Here is a 17,719-nt window from a genome sequence, read left to right as displayed (position 1 = left end):
TCCCGCGCCACCGTGAACCCAACGGGAGTGAGGGAAAACATGCAAAAAATCAAAGCCGCAGTCTGCCGGGCATTTGGCGAGCCACTGGTGATCGAAGACGTTCATCTGGCCCCCCCCGGCACGGGCGAGGTCGAGGTGACGCTGGATGCCGTGGCCATCTGCCATTCGGACATTTCATATGCAGACGGCGCATGGGGAGGGTTCCTGCCAGCCGTTTACGGGCACGAAGCCGCAGGCGTGATCAGCGCGGTCGGAGAGGCAGCGGGAGGTTTCAAGGTCGGCGACCCTGTGGTGGTCACCCTGATCCGCGCCTGCGGGTCTTGCCCTGCCTGCGCAGGCGGGCAACCGACAATTTGCGAAACACCCTACGACACTGTCAAAGGTCCATTGAAAACAGGCGATGGCGGCCCGCTCGAACAGGCGATGGCATGCGGGGCCTTTGCTGAAAAGGTCGTGGTAAGCCACCGCCAGATCGTCAAAATCCCGGATGACCTGCCCAAGGAACTGGCCAGCCTGCTGTCCTGCGGCGTGATCACCGGGGTCGGCGCTGCGGTGAATGCGGCGGGCGTGCGCCCCGGTCAGGACGTGGTGGTCATTGGGGCGGGCGGTGTCGGCCTGAACGCAATTCAAGGCGCGCGGATTGCAGGCGCGCGGCGGATCGTGGCCGTGGACATGACCGAAGAAAAGCTTGAGATCGCCAAAGAGTTCGGCGCAACCCATGGCGTCCTGGCCAGCTTGGATCAACCATGGAAAGCCGCATACAGGGCGCTGGGGGGGCGCGGTGCCGATGCCGTTCTGATCACTGTCGGCGCGATCCCCGCTTATGATCAGGCTCCGCGCTATCTTGGGCGCGGCGGCAAGGCGATCATGATCGGGATGCCACATTCCGGTGACATGGCCAGCTATGAACCCGTTGTATTGGCAGCCCTGGGTCAGGGTGTCGTCGGGTCGAAAATGGGCGACGTGGTCATTCAGCGCGACATACCCTGGATGGTGGACCTGTATAAACAGGGGCGGCTGAAACTGGACGAGCTGATCTCGGGCCGCTGGTCTCTGGATCAGATCAACGAGGCCATCGCCGACACCAAAACCGGATCGGCCAAGCGAAATGTGATCCTGTTCGACAGGACCTGACCCACCGAAAGGAATTGGGATGAAACTTCAGGATCTCGACGTCATCGTCACCGCCCTGCCCGCTCCGGGCTGGGGGGGGCGATACTGGATACTTGTCAAAGTGACGACCGATACCGGCATCACGGGCTGGGGTGAATGTTATGCCTCGTCCGTGGGCCCCGAAGTGATGCGTCATGTCATTCAGGATGTGTTCGACCGGCATATGTTGGGAGAAAACCCCGAAAACATTGAACTCATGTTCCGCCGCGCCTATTCCAGCGGCTTTACGCAGCGCCCGGACCTGACGGTGATGGGCGCATTCTCGGGGTTGGAAATCGCCTGCTGGGACATTCTGGGCAAAGATCGCGACAGACCGGTGCATGCGCTGCTGGGCGGCAGGATGAATGACCGGATCCGGGCCTATACTTACCTGTACCCCCTGCCCCAGCACAATCTGAACGACTTCTGGACCTCTGCCGAACAGGCCGGTGAAACGGCGGCGGAAATGGTAAACCGTGGCTACACCGCCGTGAAATTCGACCCGGCCGGCCCCTATACGATCCGCGGCGGCCACATGCCCGCAATGAGCGACATTTCCATGTCCGTCGCCTTCTGCAAGGCGATCCGCGAGGCCGTGGGGGACAGGGCCGATCTGCTGTTCGGTACCCATGGCCAGTTCAACACAGCCGGTGCAATTCGGCTGGGGCAGGCGTTGGAACCATACCAACCTCTGTGGTTCGAAGAACCTACACCGCCGGACAATATCGAGGACATGGCCCGCGTCGCGCGCAATGTACGCATTCCGGTTGCAACCGGAGAACGGATGACCACAAAGGCCGAATTCGGAGCGGTCCTGCGCGCCGGAGCCGCCGAAATCCTGCAACCGGCCCTGGGACGCGCAGGTGGAATCTGGGAGATGAAGAAAGTCGCCGCCATGGCCGAGATCTTCAACGCGCAGATGGCACCGCACCTCTATGCCGGCCCGGTGGAATGGGCCGCCAATATTCAACTGGCGGCTTCCATTCCCAACCTGCTGCTTCTGGAAAGCATCGAAACACCGTTCCACGATCAACTGATCAAGGGCTCGATCCGGGTCGAGAATGGCTTCGTCGCAGCCCCGGATGCTCCGGGCCTTGGGATCGATGTCGATGAAGATCTGGCCCGCGCGCACCCATATGACGGCGACGGTTTGCATCTGCAAATGCAGGAGGACCCATGCAATTACGTTGAAGGCAACGCTTTTCAAGGGGGCGCCCCGGCAACCGAGGGGTGACAATGCCAGTGGCCTTAATGCATATTGGCATCACAAACGCGATACGACGGTCAGAAAGTGGCACTTAACGAAACCGAAGCTCAGGCACACACAACAGACGCTCTGCCGGACATGAAAGACAATGCTGCACGCGCGGCTGCATTTCTCAAAACACTGGCACATGAAGGGCGCCTGATGATCCTGTGCCATCTTGGTGGTGGTGAAAAATCCGTCGGCCAACTTGAAGAGCTGCTTCAGCTGCGGCAGGCCGCAGTCAGCCAGATGCTGGCGCGTCTGCGCGAGGAAGAGTTGGTCTCGACGCGCCGGGAAGGCAAAACGGTCTATTATTCATTGCGCGACGGAGCCACGGAACAAGTGATCCGCCTGCTTTATGATTTGTTCTGCAACACGGACTGCTGATCTCTAATTGGACACATAGCCGGCGATAACCTGCAACAGCTTGAATGCGGTCGCCGCATCGTTTTCCACAACGGCAAGAAATTCTTCTTCACCGATCCGCAAGCAGGAAAGCGGGGTTTCCGCCACCATGCTCAGCGCACGAGGTTCTTTTCTGATCAGGCCCAGCTCTCCGACCAAAGCACCAGGCCCGACCTTGGTGATCAATTGGTCAGGCCCCTGTTCTTGCGGCAGGTACAGACCTGCTTCGCCCTCCAGCACCACATAGGCACCGTCGGTGGGCTGGTCATCTTTCAAGAACACCACCTGCCCCGGCACGGCCTCAAACCAGCGCGCACCAAAGGCCAGCAGGCGCAGCTGACGCCGGTCCAGACCCGAAAACAAGGGGGTTTGTTCCAGAGCGCGTAGTTTCCGCGTCAAATCCGCCGATGCTGCACTGTCTTCCTCCACCGCCACAGGCCCTCCGTCCGAGACCACACGACCTTGCCGGATTTCCACATACATGTCGAATGCACCGGGATTTTCGAACTGATCATTCAGATAGACAACGGTGGTGTCCGGCAGCAGTTCACGGAGCCGTTTATAGACCGCCACCTGCGTTTTCATGTCATAGCTAGCCAGCGCGTTTTCCAAAATCAGGATGTCAGGTTTCTTGATCGTCGCACGGGTAAAGGCCAAGGGTTCGGCAAACACCGCCGGAAGATTCTGACCGCCCAAAGCGACCTGCACATCATAGATCAGCTCTGTGACCAATGGGCGCGCGCCGTTTTCAGCCAACACATCGACTATCACCTTGCGGGCTTCATCCGAACGGGAACCGCCAATCTGGCTGACTTTTCCGAACAGCGCATTCTCCATGACCGTCAATCCGGGCGCAAAGACGTTCGGATCCAATGGAACGAAGACATCTTGCAAACGCTCCATCAGTTTCTCGGAATGGCTGTGCCGGAGTTCAAGGATGCGATCCTTCAGTTCGTCCGTGAACGCAGGTCCGATCTGTTCGGCAGAGATCACAAATGGCACCGCCAACATGTTGGCAAGCTGTTCGTCATCCAGCCCGTCCGAACCTTCTTTGCGGGTCTGGTCCACCAGATCCACCGCAATTTCATAGGTTCTTGCATCAAGACCAAGCTTTTGGAACAACGGGTGGTCGGTTCCATCCATCCCGAAGATCTGGCGCAGCATGTCGATCACGTCGCGGGTCAACGCGATCAATGTCTCGTCCAGCCCCAGTTCACGCAACTGTCCGAGAAAGACCTTTTGTTGCGCAAGCAAAGCTTGTGTCACAGGAACACGTGGCGTTGCGAAAAGCAGATTTTCAGCCACAGGCAGGGCCGCGTTATAGGTGTTCCGGTCAAAGACAAGCGCCTGTTGTTCCAGCCCGGCATCCCGAACCGCCTTCTGCACGACCGGGCGCAGCTCGATCAGTTTCTTTGCCAGTTCACAATGCTCGGCCGCATCGAAACTTTGTTCGGCGCCCCGTTGGAACAGCGCTGCGCCAAACCCCATTCCATCAATCAACTGCAACCACCAGGCACGCAGTTCCGCGGCGTCCTGAAAGCCGGCCAGAGTTGGGTCCAGCCAGTCCGCCCTGAAAGGGTCGGCACTGTTTCCCGCCCTCAGAGTTTCGAGAAAATCCGGATCGTCCGGCGGGTCAGTCAGCGGTTTGAACCGCATCGGCATCATCACGTTGTCGCCCAGCGTGCCCTGAAACATGACAGGGCGTGATGTGACATACCCGATACGTGCGGCGACAACCGCCTGATGCACCTCGGCCAGTTTCTGATCCCCGATCCGAACCTGGCCAGCACTGGGACGTATTTCCCGTGTCAGCAATTCGCCGATAGCGCGTCGATCTTCCTCGCTGGGTGCGGCGATCCCAATTGTCTTTCCGGCAGGAAAACTGAGGTCCAGATCATCAAGCACCTGATTGCCATCCATGTCACGCACCGAAACGTGGTCCAGCACGATGTCGCCGTTCAGGTGCGGCCACTCGGAAGGTTCACCTTCGAACAAGGTTTCATCATGCATTCCGGCCGGGGCAAAACGGTCAATGACCACATCCCAGCGCAGCGACATGTCTTGGGTCTGGTTGTAATAGGTCAGCAGCTCCTTCCAGGGAGAGCTGAGATCCTTGTACGCAGCCAATGCGGCAACCAGCGCCCCCAGCGAAACCGAGCCCTGAAGCACCAACAGACCGCCAACCAGATAGAACATGAACGGTGTAAGCTGCGAGATGAAGTTGTTCAGGAATTTCATGAAAAACTTCTTTTGATAGATATCGAAACGGATGCCGAACAGGCGGCCCAATTGCTCCGAGATCATCGACCGGCGATAACGCCAGCCGCCATTGGTCCGCAGGGTGGACGCGCCCGCCGCGTTCTCGCCGATCTGCGCCGCCAGAACCCGAACCTCCTGAATGCGTTTTTTGTTCAGCAGGTTGATCTGGCGTTGCAGCTTGGGGATCAACCAGGCCTGCAAGGGTATCAGCGCCACGGCGGCCAGCCCGAACCAGACGCTTTGCAGGAACAGGAAGGAAAGTATGGTGATCATTTGCCCGGCCTGAAGTACCGGCTGGCTGATCGCGTCGCCCATCAGGCCGCCCATCGGCTCGCTTTCGGCGGTAATCATTGACACCATTTCACCCTGGCTGACACGCTCGAAATAGGGTTGAGGAAAGCGCAGCGCCCGGCTGATCAACTGATAGCGAAAGCGCCGCAGCATCCGTTCGCTCAGCACACCTTTCATGGTGTTGATGCGCATTTTCATCAGGCCGTGGCACAGCACGGCCACCAGAAAGGCAAAGCAAAGAACAATCAGAAAATTGGTCTGCGACATGGAATAACCCCAGACCGTCACCTCTGAGGTGGACGAACCGATCGCGTCATTGATTATTCGTTTTGGCAACTCAAGTGTGAGGTACAGCAAAGGAAACAGTGTCGCCGTCACGGCCAGCAAGATCAGCTGTTCGCGCTTGGAGTATTTCCAGATAAAGCGGAAAATTGTGCGTTCTATGGAACCTGCCCCTGCTGCTGACCGTCGACGTGAATTAAACGTAATGCATGCAATTTCAACAGCATGAATCAAATGTCATCCAGACAGGATAAGCAAATTTTTCCCTTTTGGAAAATTTCTTGACCGAATGTGAACTAGTTCATTTACGCGTGCCCGTTTTATTGCCTAATGTTGGCGGCAGAACGATATCGGGAGGGTTCTTTTGACTGCCAGTATTGGCGCAGTGTTTCTTATGCTTTGTCTTTTGCTGATCAAGCATATGTTCGCTGACTACTACCTCCAGACACCGAAGATGCTTTCCGGTCGGGGTGAGTATTTTCACTTGGGACGCGCGCAACATGCCGCTGTGCATGTTGTGGGCTCTGTCGTCGTTTTTTTGGTGTTCGGCGCGCCGTTGTCTTTTATTTTGATTATCGCGGCGCTGGAATGGTTCATCCATTTCAATATCGATTACATTAAGGCCAGCTATTCAGACAAAAAACGACTTGAGCCAACGCAACCCGCGTTTTGGCGCGCCGCCGGTTTGGATCAGTTGATGCACAACCTGACTTATGTGGCGATGGTTTGGGCCTGGGTTACCTTCGCCGCCGCCTGACGGTGCCAGCTCACATTTTCCGATACGGCAAGCCGATAGGCCCTAAGCCACATCCGATCTAATGCGTCAATCGCAGCAGGGTCGAACCGGTGTTCAACTTCCCAATACCGACCCGAGGCAACATAATATCCAAGATCATCTTCAATTCGCTGCACACTGTGCATGGCTGCAATATCGGGAAGCGGTGCGGCGGTCAGGTCAGATATGTTGACGGATGGAAATACCAGCCGGCTTTGCGCGCTGGACAACCGCACGGCTCTGCACCCCTGAGCGGCTGCGTAAAGCCCCAGTCGTGCGGCCTTGGCTTCAAGCGAACGCAGTGTCACGTCCTCTCGCAAAGGGTCCGCCGTGCCGTTTCCGTAAAAATGTGTTCGCCCCGATCCTGAATACATCATGTCGCAGCCGGAAAAAGCCAGAACATCCGGCTTCAGGGCTGACAAAGCCCAATAGCCTGCCGTGAAAGCCATCGTTCCGCCAGCATAGACGAACCCGCCATAGTCATTCTGTCTTGGGACATATTCGTCGGCAGTGACTATGTGTTGAGTACCAAGAACATTTTCAGGGCGGCGCTCTGCCGGGAAGTCTTCGGGATGGATCAGGTAATCCCAGTCTTCTCGGATGCGCCACGCGTTGTTAATGGCGACGATATGCGTGAAAGGCGCGCGCGACCATGCCCGCGCCTCCAGCGTCGATGGGGCGCTGCCAAGGATCAATACGGTGGTCTTTCGGTCGGTCATGTCAGGGTCGGGCTTGTTGACAGCCACACACGACATAGACCGTTTGCGAAACGCGACTAGCCCAGAACCGAGAAACTGCTTTCCTCATTGATCGGGCGCTTGCGCGAGTAGAAGCCCACGTCGATTGTCCGCTTGATGTATGGCAATTCGAACTGCAACGGTTTCGCGTCGTGATCGGCGCCACCTTCACAGTAGTCGATCAGTGCCGCCATCATCTTGCCCGCAATCGGCGCGTTCTTGTACTGGTTTCCGCTTGACCCACAGGCCATGTAGAACCCCGGCAGGCTGGATTTGTCATAGATCGGAATCCAGTCGGTAGACGCATCATACAGGTCAACCACGCCCCGCGTTTTTGATGGAATACCAAGACTGGGCACACGCTGTGCATATCGCATGGCCTGCGTGGTCCATTGATCGGTGAATTCACGATTGTAGTTCACATCGTCCTCGCACCACTGATGCGGATCACATTCCGGATCCTCAGATCCGACAAGGATGTGATTGCCGTGTTCCGGCCGGCAATAGCAGGCAATGTCACTGTCCGAAACGATGGTTCCGTCGTGTTCAAAATCGAACCCTTCAGGGGCTGGAACGTGCACGACCTCTTGCCGCAAGGGCCGGGTTTTGATGGTCATATCGTCCAGAACGCCGGCCATCTTGTTGATGATCGACGAACCAGGTCCTGCCACATTGACCACAACCTTCGCATGGATTTCCTCACCCGAGGCCAGCTTGACGCCGGAAACGCGCCCGCCCTCGGTCAGGATTTCCGTGACTTCAGCGCCGATACGCACCTCTGCCCCATGCAGCTTCGCGGCATCCATCAGGTTCTGAGCCGACAGGGCCGGGTCGGTGACATAGCCCGCCTGAGGCCAGTACACCCCGCCCGTCATTTTGCGCCCGTTGGGCTGACCGAATTCAGGATCGTCCATACGGCGCGCGGGGGCAAAGCTGTCCAGCGAATAGACCGGCAAGCGTTCCAGCACTTTTTCATCTGACCATTCTTCGAACGGGCAATTCAGCTCGGACGAATTGCGCATGTGCTTTTCCAGCATCCCGTTCGCCTCGGTTTTCATGACCAGACAGCCGGTTTCGCGGAACTGCGCAAGGTTGGCGTCTTCCGGCAAGCCAAGATACTCGGCCCAGTCGCGCCAGTAGTGGTAGCCTTCCCAGGCAAACGCGGTTCCATCGAATGTGGAATAATGCATCCGGATAATTGCGCAGGACCCCGCGGTAGAACCGTGCCCGACCTGAGAATTCCGGTCCAATGACAGGGTTTTCCATCCCGCCTTGGACATCTCGAACGCAATGGCCGCGCCGATCACGCCAGTTCCGATGATGATTGCGTCTGGGTGGCTCATGACTGGTTTCCTTTCCAAAAGCGCAGGGAATAGGCGCTGAATTCTTCGACTTCCTCGGGTTTCGGCCTGATACCTGTGAAGGCGTAGAGGTAATGCGGCACCATCGACAGCCGCATCTCGATAGGTTCGTTCAATTGCGCCAGATCATAACCGATCTGCATGTAATACAGCACGCGCGCCCGGGTTTCGGCTTCGATCTCGGAATAGCCGTAGCGGGCGAACATGGCGTGCAGCGCTTCCAGCCTGCGGGCGTCCGACTGGTCCAGCATACGCCGCACCTTGCCTGATTTTCGCGCCCAGTCACGTACCGCAAAATCCAGCGCAGTATCGAACAAATCGGTGTTCACTACACATCGATGAACGTTGCAGACGGCCGCCGTTATCGTCTCGGCCGGTGCTTCGGCCTGCGCGACCAAGGCGGCTGTGTTGGTGGCCTGCCAGCGCGCCAGCAATGCATCCAGCAGCTCTTGCCGGGATTTGAAGTACCAATAGAACGACGACCGCGATACTGCCATCCGTTCGGCCAGATTCAGGACCTTGATCTGGTCCACCCCGTCCGAAATCAGCACATCCATCGCCACGTTCAGCCAGTCGTCACGCGTGACCTTGATGTTGCCGACCAATGGTTCGGCCTCGGGGTCATCGCGATGAAGGATCGGTTTCGGGCTCATTCAACTCTCCGGTGGGGCGCCGCCCTCGGCGGTACGACGGGCAATGAAGTCCTGTAAATCACCCGTCCGATCATTGTCGACAGCCGGAGCCTGGAAGTCGTTCAGAATGCCTTTCCAAACATCCGTTGCCCGATGGTTTGCGTCCACCGAACCACGCTCAGACCAGGTGCCGAAATTGGCGTAGTCATGGACATGCGGTTGATAGAACTCAGTATTATAGCGCTCCATCGTCTGGCTTGATGCAAAGAAGTGGCCACTGGGCTCAACCTCACTCAATGCAGTTTCAAACCCGATCTCGGACGGCCCCGCCTGCGCACCTGCGCACAGTTCGGCGACCATGTTCAGCACTTCCGCGTCGCAGACCAGCTTTTCGAAGGAAACCGTCAACCCGCCTTCCAACCAGCCTGCAGAGTGGATGATCACCGTTGCCCCGGCCATAAGGCATCCCCACAGGCCAAACTGGTTCTCGTTTGCGGCTTGTACATCGTTGATGTTTGACGCCGATCCGGCAGCCGACCGCCAGGGCAAACCAAGATGCCGCGCCAGTTGGCCCGCAGCCAGTGATGCCTGAAAGTGCGACGGCGTCCCAAAGGCGGGCGCGCCGGATTTCATGTCCACGTTACTGGTGAACGTGCCATAACAAACCGGAGCGCCCGGTCTGGCCAGCTGCGTCAAGGTCAGCGCGGCAAGGGCCTCGGCATGAGACAAGGTGATTGCCCCGGCCACGGTGATCGGCGCCATCGCCCCCATCAGGGTAAAGGGTGTGATGATCGACATTTGACCGTGGCGGGCGAAGTCGATCAGACCTTGCGCCATGGGGATGTCCAATGTGCGTGGGCTGTTGGTGTTGATGATCGTGTAACAATGCGCATTGCCTCGGAATTCATCATCCGAAAGACCGCGGGCCGTGCTCAGCATCTCAAAGCAGTCCATCACCTGCGGGGTTCCACGCGAAAAGAAGAACGGAAACTTGTCCGTCAGTTCCATCTGCGCCCGCGTCGTGAAGTAATGACGCAGATGGGTCGGCACATCCTGCGGCTCGACCTGTGGCGAAATCATCTGGAACACGTCGAAATGATGCGTGAGCTTCAGAAACTCCAGATAATCCTGACCCGTCGCCGGGCGCCGACCACGCTCAAGGTCGGTTGCGTTCGGCGCGCCGGCTCCGGGTTGAAACACCAGCGAGCCCAGTTCGAGAGTAAAATCGCGACGCCGCGAGCCGGCGCGACAGGCGATGGATTTGGGCGCTGACGCGACCGCGGCTTCAACCATCTCGCGCCCGATAAACACCATCTCAGTGTCTTCATCCACCCGCGCGCCGCCCTGTTTGAACAGTTTCCGCGCCTCGGGAAGCAGGGTCTTTACCCCCAACTCTTCCAGTGTCCGCAAGGCGGTGTCATGCATATCCGCGATTTGATCGGCCGGGAACACTTCCATCTGTGGGAAAGGGTTCCTGAGCTGGCGATAGTTCACATCGCGACCGGGCTGCGGGGCGGCTTCAGCCCCCCGCCCCCGCCGTCGGCGCCCGCGCTCTGCAACAGTCATGATCAGCCTCGCATCGCTTTGCCTTCGGGGTCATAAGGCGACGGCGCGATCACACGCGCCGGACGTTCAACGCCCACCACGTGGACGGACAGTTCCGTACCCGGTTCCGCCTTGTCCCGATCGATCAGGGCCATCGCCAGTGACTTGCCGGTATAGTGCCCGTAGCCGCCCGAGGTTACGAACCCGACGCGTTCGCCATTGGCCCAGACCGGTTCGTATCCGCTGGCATCTGCGTCCAGAGCATCAATTTCAAGTGTCGCTTGAACTTGCGCGGGGCCTTTGCCGTCACGTTCGGCAAGCGTGCCCGCCTTTCCAACAAAGTCCTTGTCCCAGTCGATCCAGCGATCCATTCCGGTCATGCCCGGTGTATAGGCCTGCGTGAATTCCGCCGACCAGATGCCAAAGCTTTTTTCAAGCCGCGTGGACAGCATCGCATTGAACCCGCATTCGCGGATGCCTTCTTTGGCCCCCGCTTCCAGCAGGATGCGGCGCAGCTTGATGTGGTCGCCATAGCGGCAGTTGATCTCGTACCCCTTTTCTCCGGTCACCGACATGCGGGCGACGCGGGCGCGCACGAGGCCGATATCGAAATCGCCGCACCCCATGAACTTCAAGCCCGAGATATCCTGTTCCGCCAGCTTTTCGACAACCGCCTGTGACTTCGGCCCGACCACGGCAAAGCCACAGTATTCCTCGCCCAGATCACGGATATTGACGCCATCCATCATGTGATCGTCGAACCAGCGCATATGCCAGGCCCGCAGGTAGTAACTGCCCATGATCCACCACGTCCCGTCGCCCCAGTTTAGCACCGTCAGATCGCCCTTCAGCCGACCATCCTCACCCAACATCGGGGCCAGTTTCGCACGACCCGGTGCGGGCAGTTTCGAGGCCATGACATTGTCAAGCCAGGCTTCTGCGTTCGGACCGGAAACCTCGAACCGCGAAAAGCCCGAAATATCCAGTAAGCCCGCCCCTTCGCGGATCACCTTGCATTCCTCGGCCACGATATCATGCGCGTTCGAACGCTTGAGCGTCGGGGTTTCCTCGAACCCTTTCGGCGCAAAATAAAGCGGTACTTCAAGATCCCAGCTGACGCCCCATTTGCACCCTGCCTCGGTCATCGCATCATGCGCCGGTGCCATTTTCAGCGGACGACCGGCGGGCAGTTGCTCGTTCGGATAGGTCATCACGAAGCGGCGGGAATAGAACTGCCCCGTCGTCTCGCGGATATAGCGTTTGTTCTGGGCAAAGTCGCCATAGCGCGCCACGTCCATCGGCCAGGCGTCGGCCTCGGGCTCGCCATGGATCATCCATTCGGCCAGCGTCTTGCCGACACCGCCGCCTTGCAGGAACCCGGCCATCACCGCGCAGGCGGTCCAATAGCCGCGCTTGCCCGGCACCGGACCGACCAGAGGGTTGCCGTCGGGCGAGAAGGTGAACGCGCCGTTCACCCATGTCTTGATGCCCACGTTCTGGATCGCCGGATAGCGTTCGAACCCCAGCATCAGCTCGTTTTCGATGCGGTCCAGCTGCTCCTGGAACAGCTCTTCGCCATAGTTCCACGGCGCGCCGTCCATGGCCCAGTGTTCGTGATCGACCTCGTAGATTCCGACCAGAACACCCTTCTGGTCCTGCCGCATATAGGTGAAACCCTCAAGATCCACGGTCATCGGCATCTCGAAATCGGCCGCCGCGACCTCGGGCACTGTGTCGGTGATCAGATAGTGGTGCTTCAGCGGCGAGACCGGCAGTTCGACCCCAGCCATGCGCCCCACCTGCTTGGCCCACAAACCGGCGGCGTTGACCACATGTTCGCAGGTGATCGTGCCCCTGTCGGTCACCACCTGCCAGCCATCCGCCGTCTGGATCAGTTCCTCGACCTTTGTTTCCTCGTAGTATTCCGCCCCGCGCTTTTTCGCGGCGGTGGCATAGGCCTGCACGGTGCCTGTGGTGTCGATATAGCCTTCGCGGTCGGCCCACATCGCGCCCAAGATGCCGTCGGTGGACATGATCGGGCAGCGTTTCTGCGCCTCTTGCGGGCTCAGCAACTCGCAATCGTCGATGCCGATGGACTGGAAGATGCGGTAATTGGCCTGCAACCACTCCCACCGTTCGGGGGTTCCGGCCAGCGTCAGACCACCGGTCATGTGCAGGCCGATATTCTGGCCTGATTCCTTCTCGATCTCGCTGAGCAGATCAATGGTATAGGCCTGCAAAGACGCCATGTTTGGATCGGCGTTCAAAGCATGAATGCCGCCCGCCGCGTGCCAGGACGACCCAGACGCCAGCCGCCGCCGCTCTAACATGACCACATCCGACCAGCCAAACTTGGCCAGATGATACAGAACCGAGGCCCCGACAACGCCTCCTCCGATGACCACGACGCGATACTGGGATTTCATCCCGACCTCCCCTGAACAGAATCTGAGGAGACGCTAGTAGTACTGTTCACATCTGTCTAGACATTTATGTACAGTGCTGACCACAACGCAACCCGGCACGGTTTGGCAGGTTTACAGGCTTGCGCTTGGACGAGATTGGATAGCTTGAAACCACGCCAGGGTGGCCGCGTTGTCTTCCGGGATACGCATCTTGATGACGCGGGCGAAATCGACAAAAACAAAAGCCGAGATATCCGCCAGGGAAAACACGTCACTGGCCACAAACGGGCTGTCCGCCAGACGTGATTCCAGCATTTCAAAGAAGGATGCCACACGCTCGCGCCCACGCTGCGCAAGTTCGGGAATCTGCGCATGATTGGAAGGGCCCGGAATGGCGCGGTCCTTGAAGGCGGGATGGCCATTGCGCAAAGCCTCGGCAATCGGTGCCCCGCCCTGATGTTCGACGATTGCATTCCACATCAGAACCAAACCTTTTTCTTCGGGGGTTCGGCCCATCAAAGGCGGTTCGGGAAACTGTGCCTCCAGAAAAGCCGCAATGCCCAGATTTTCCGTCAGAACGGTTCCGTCATCCGTGACCAGAACCGGGATCGTGGCCCGGGGGTTCACGGCGCGAAAGGCTTCGCTCAACTGTTCACCTTTCGCAATCGAGACCTCACGCGTTTCGATTTCCAACCCTTTTTCGGCAATGAACATCCGCGCGCGACGAGGGTTTGGAGCAGTGGAGCAATCATAGAAAATCATGCCGTTACCTCTTTTCCGTCAGCGGCGATAGATGAAACAGCGCCCTTCGACGGCGCCTTCGGGCAACGGCATCTCGGTCAGCCCGTCGAAATACATCCGATCACTTGAGACCATCAACCCGCCCGGAGCAAGCAAAGGCTCGATGAGCGGAGATACGAACCGCGCGAATTTGTCATTCTTTTCGCGATTGTGCCCGCCAAGATCCGCGTGGATCAGGCTGGCTGACGCTCCGAACCGTTCAACCGATGCAGGCAGGGTATCCCGCACATCGCCCAGAATCACGCGATCTTCGGGCGGGGTCGAGTCGGGGTGCGAGGCCACCGCGCGTTCGAATACATAGACCGGGCGACCATCCATGTGCTGCACAAGATGGTGATACGTACGCCCGTTGCCCAAACCCAATTCGAACACCGGACCTGTCATGCCCGCAGTATGCCGGATTGCGTGATCCAGACAAGCGCGCTGTGACACCATGCGATCAATGAACAGATCCAGACGGCTTTGATTCTCGGACACCGGAAAATATCTCCTTGATACCATTCGAGAGCATAAATGCGCCCGATGCCGACCTTGATGGCAAAATCTCAAGACTTTGTGTAGCGACGAAGCCCATAGTTTCACGATTTCGCGACATTTCGGCCCAAGAACGGGTTTGACTAGACGGGCGGAACCGCGCGACACTGAACAAAAAATCACGGGGAGTTGAAGCAACCGATGTCATCGAACGGTCAAACGGGTGGAAAACCCGCATGAGCGCGTTGTTGTCCGTAAGAGACCTCAGCATCGGCTTTGGTACGGGCAATTCCGTGGTCACGGATGTGAACTTCGATGTCGAAGCCGGACAGACGCTTGCCCTGGTCGGTGAATCGGGATCGGGAAAAACAATCACATGCCGCGCCGCCTTGCGGATCCTGCCCCGCACGGCGCAGATTCGAAGCGGCACGATTACCCTGAACGATTCCAAAGGCATGTGCGAGCTCACCACAGTGTCCGAACGTGAGCTGCGCGACATCCGCGGCAATCGGGTTTCAATGATCTTTCAGGAGCCCATGAGATCACTGTCCCCGCTGCACAAGATCGGCAATCAGGTCAGCGAGGTTTTGTGGCTGCATCGTGGGCTGTCCGAGTCTGCAGCACGCAAAAAGGTTCTGACGCAATTCGAACGCGTCGGTTTCCCGGATCCACAGCGGGCCTATGACTCGTACCCTTTCGAGCTGTCAGGCGGTATGCGCCAACGTGCCATGATCGCCATGGCAATGGTGTCCAAACCCGAATTGCTGATCGCGGACGAACCGACCACCGCACTGGATGTGACCACCCAGGCACAGGTTCTGGGCCTGATCAAGGAATTGCAGCGTGAAACCGGCATGGCGCTCATTCTGGTGACTCATGATCTGGGTGTCGTCGCCAACATGGCCGAGCAGGTCGTCGTCATGCACAAGGGACGTATCATGGAGGCCGGCCCCGCCGCCCCGATCCTGACCGCGCCCGCACACCCGTATACCAAGCAGCTGTTTGATGCCGCGCCTGAAATACCGGATCAGGATGCGGTGGGCATACCGATGCCCGACACGGATCTGATCCTTCAGATGAAGGATGTGTCCAAGACCTACACCATGCGGTCCAGCAAAGGATGGCAGTCCGACAAAGCAATCTATGCCTGCCGTGGAGTCGACCTGAATCTGGCGCGCGGCAAGACTTTGGCAATTGTCGGTGAAAGCGGATCGGGAAAGACGACAGCGGCCCGCATCGCCCTGGGGGCTGAATTGCCCGATCCCGGTGGCGAAGTCCTGTTTCGCACCGCCCCCGACGCCGACCCGATCACAGTGCATAACATGACCCGAGCCCAGCGCACAGCGTTTCAGCGCAACGCACAGATGGTGTTTCAGGACCCTTACAGTTCGCTCAGCCCGCGGATGCGCATCCAGGACGCCATGACCGAACCACTGGAAATCCACCGCATCGGCACAACAGCCGAACAGCGTGACAAGGCCGCCGAGATGTTGCAGCGCGTCGGCCTGACGGGCGATATGCTCAAACGCTATCCGCACGCGTTTTCCGGAGGCCAGCGACAACGCCTTTCCGTGGCACGCGCCATGATGCTGGACCCGCAGTTGATCGTGTGTGACGAACCCACCTCGGCGTTGGATGTGTCTGTTCAGGAACAAATCCTGACCTTGCTGGAAAACTTGCAGGACAGCCTGAACCTGTCCTACCTGTTCATCTCACATGATCTGGCCGTTGTCGCACGGATCGCTGACGAAGTTGCCGTCATGCGGCGGGGTCTGATCGTCGAACAGGCACCGCCCGAAACTCTTTTCTACAATCCGCGCCATCCATACACCAAGGCGCTGATTGCCGCTCAACCCGAACCCGACATCAATCGCCCGATTGACCTTCAATTGGTTTCTCTGGGTGCCGGCGCGCCGGACAGTTGGGATGAAGCCTTTCGTTTCTCGGACACCGTGATACCCTCATTGGTGGAATTGGAACCGGGCCATAAGGTACGTTGCCATGTTTAATACCATTCGCCCTTTGCTGCTGGCTGCAATGCTGGCGTTTTCAGGGACCCTGCCCGCCGCGGCAGAGACAATCCCGACACCTCAGGAAAGCGCCTTCTGGAGCGCCGAGGTTGAAAGCGGCAATCTTCCGCCAGTGCAGGAGCGTTTGCCCAAGGACCCTCTGATTGTTGATACGGCCGCAAAAGGAAGAGAATTCGGGAAACCGGGCGGCACTCTGCGCACCATGGTCACGCGGTCCAAAGATATCCGGCAGATGGTTGTCTATGGCTATGCAAGGCTGGTCGGGTTCAACCAAGATTACGAATTGGTGCCCGACCTGCTGGCCTCGTATGAAAACGATGGCAATCGCAAGTTCACCCTGAAACTGCGCGAAGGGCACAAGTGGTCGGACGGCTCACCCTTTACCTCGGAAGACTTCCGCTATTGGTGGGAAGACGTCGCCAACAACGAGTTGCTCAGCCCGTCTGGCCCACCTGATTTTCTGATCGTCGAAGGCAAAGCCCCCAGGGTCACATTTCCTGATGAGACCACTGTGATCTTCGAATGGGATGACCCCAACCCGGATTTCCTGCAATCTCTGGCGCAAGCACGACCGCCGTTTATTTACCGGCCGGCCGCCTTTCTGAAACAGTATCACGAGAAATACGCGGACGCGGAAGAGCTTGCCTTTCAGGTTGAAGATGCCCGGGTCAAAAGTTGGGCGGCGCTGCACAACAAACTGGATAATCTTTACAAGTTCGACAACCACGAACTTCCCACGTTGCAGCCATGGCAGAACGCCAGCTCGGGCAAGAAAATCCGTCACAGCTTTGTGCGGAACCCCTATTATCACCGCATCGACAGCAAGGGGGTGCAACTTCCCTATATTGACGTGGTCGAGATGGAGATCGTCGCCCCCGGTCTTGTTGCTGCCAAGACCAACGCCGGTGAAAGCGACCTGCAAGGCCGTGGCCTTGCCTTCCGGGACGCGTCGATCCTGAAGAAAGGCGAAGCACAGGGCGGATACAAAACGCTGTTGTGGAAAACCGGCGTGGCCTCGCAGGTCGCGATCTACCCGAACCTGAACTTCTCTGATGACGTCTGGCGCAATGTATTGAGGGACGCTCGTGTTCGGCGCGCCTTGTCGCTGGCCATCGACCGGCAGACCATCAACCAGGCGCTTTACTTCAAACTCGCACACCCTGCCGCGAACTCGGTTCTTCCCGCCTCACCCTTCTACAGTGAAGAAAACGCCGCGGCCTGGGCGCAATACGATATTGATCAGGCCAATGCACTTTTGGATGAGGCGGGTCTGGATCAGCGCGACAAGAACGGCATTCGCCTGTTGCCTGACGGCCGTCCGATG

14 protein-coding genes are annotated in these 17,719 nt (G+C 58.3%); 6 read left to right on the top strand and 8 right to left on the bottom strand.

Annotation, left to right across the window (positions count from 1 at the left end):
• The first annotated feature begins 39 nt into the window (after positions 1 to 39).
• The 3 genes from AC2FNN_RS02105 to AC2FNN_RS02095 all read left to right on the top strand — a co-directional run bounded on the left by AC2FNN_RS02105 (position 40) and on the right by AC2FNN_RS02095 (position 2,785).
• A complete protein-coding gene (locus AC2FNN_RS02105) occupies positions 40 to 1,134 on the top strand; it encodes a Zn-dependent alcohol dehydrogenase (protein ID WP_496756268.1) in 1,095 nt (364 codons plus the stop codon).
• Between the two features lie 19 nt (positions 1,135 to 1,153).
• Positions 1,154 to 2,386 (top strand): mandelate racemase/muconate lactonizing enzyme family protein, encoded by a 1,233-nt coding sequence (locus tag AC2FNN_RS02100; protein WP_496756266.1) that lies wholly within the window; start codon positions 1,154 to 1,156, stop codon positions 2,384 to 2,386.
• 111 nt (positions 2,387 to 2,497) lie between these two features.
• The gene (locus AC2FNN_RS02095; RefSeq protein WP_496756386.1) at positions 2,498 to 2,785 is read left to right on the top strand and encodes an ArsR/SmtB family transcription factor; all 288 of its coding nucleotides are present in this window, start codon (positions 2,498 to 2,500) and stop codon (positions 2,783 to 2,785) included.
• 3 nt (positions 2,786 to 2,788) lie between these two features.
• Here the strand turns inward: AC2FNN_RS02095 and AC2FNN_RS02090 are convergent, their stop codons facing one another.
• Positions 2,789 to 5,785 (bottom strand): cyclic nucleotide-binding domain-containing protein, encoded by a 2,997-nt coding sequence (locus AC2FNN_RS02090; RefSeq protein ID WP_496756385.1) that lies wholly within the window; start codon positions 5,783 to 5,785, stop codon positions 2,789 to 2,791.
• 244 nt (positions 5,786 to 6,029) lie between these two features.
• Between AC2FNN_RS02090 and AC2FNN_RS02085 the strand changes: the two genes are divergently transcribed.
• Positions 6,030 to 6,392 (top strand): DUF3307 domain-containing protein, encoded by a 363-nt coding sequence (locus tag AC2FNN_RS02085; RefSeq protein ID WP_496756383.1) that lies wholly within the window; start codon positions 6,030 to 6,032, stop codon positions 6,390 to 6,392.
• Here AC2FNN_RS02085 and AC2FNN_RS02080 read toward each other — a convergent pair.
• The 7 genes from AC2FNN_RS02080 to AC2FNN_RS02050 form a co-directional block, all read right to left on the bottom strand.
• Complete coding sequence (locus AC2FNN_RS02080) at positions 6,347 to 7,129, bottom strand: hypothetical protein (RefSeq protein WP_496756264.1); 783 nt, start codon at positions 7,127 to 7,129, stop codon at positions 6,347 to 6,349. The genes AC2FNN_RS02085 and AC2FNN_RS02080 overlap by 46 nt on opposite strands.
• Before the next feature lie 56 nt (positions 7,130 to 7,185).
• Complete coding sequence (locus AC2FNN_RS02075; protein ID WP_496756262.1) at positions 7,186 to 8,490, bottom strand: NAD(P)/FAD-dependent oxidoreductase; 1,305 nt, start codon at positions 8,488 to 8,490, stop codon at positions 7,186 to 7,188.
• Positions 8,487 to 9,161, bottom strand: a complete 675-nt coding sequence (locus AC2FNN_RS02070; RefSeq protein ID WP_496756261.1) for a TetR/AcrR family transcriptional regulator — start codon at positions 9,159 to 9,161, stop codon at positions 8,487 to 8,489. Before AC2FNN_RS02070 ends, AC2FNN_RS02075 begins: the two co-directional genes overlap by 4 nt.
• A complete protein-coding gene (locus tag AC2FNN_RS02065; protein ID WP_496756259.1) occupies positions 9,162 to 10,706 on the bottom strand; it encodes a trimethylamine methyltransferase family protein in 1,545 nt (514 codons plus the stop codon).
• A gap of 2 nt (positions 10,707 to 10,708) precedes the next feature.
• Complete coding sequence (locus AC2FNN_RS02060) at positions 10,709 to 13,111, bottom strand: GcvT family protein (RefSeq protein WP_496756257.1); 2,403 nt, start codon at positions 13,109 to 13,111, stop codon at positions 10,709 to 10,711.
• 111 nt (positions 13,112 to 13,222) lie between these two features.
• Positions 13,223 to 13,852, bottom strand: coding sequence for a glutathione S-transferase family protein (locus AC2FNN_RS02055; protein ID WP_496756256.1), 630 nt, complete (start codon positions 13,850 to 13,852; stop codon positions 13,223 to 13,225).
• Between the two features lie 18 nt (positions 13,853 to 13,870).
• Positions 13,871 to 14,392 carry a class I SAM-dependent methyltransferase gene (locus tag AC2FNN_RS02050; RefSeq protein WP_496756254.1) on the bottom strand — a complete coding sequence of 174 codons (522 nt, stop codon included), beginning with the start codon at positions 14,390 to 14,392 and terminating at the stop codon, positions 13,871 to 13,873.
• A 209-nt stretch (positions 14,393 to 14,601) separates the two neighbouring features.
• On the opposite strand from AC2FNN_RS02050, the gene AC2FNN_RS02045 reads away from it, so the two are divergent.
• A complete protein-coding gene (locus AC2FNN_RS02045; RefSeq protein ID WP_496756252.1) occupies positions 14,602 to 16,374 on the top strand; it encodes an ABC transporter ATP-binding protein in 1,773 nt (590 codons plus the stop codon).
• The coding region (locus tag AC2FNN_RS02040; RefSeq protein WP_496756250.1) for an ABC transporter substrate-binding protein at positions 16,367 to 17,719 on the top strand (1,353 nt) is incomplete at its 3' end. The genes AC2FNN_RS02045 and AC2FNN_RS02040, both read left to right, overlap by 8 nt.

The sequence above is a fragment of the Ruegeria sp. BHSA118 genome (assembly GCF_059613405.1).
The sequence above is the reverse complement of the archived record's forward strand: the minus strand, read 5'-3'. Positions and strand labels throughout refer to the sequence as shown.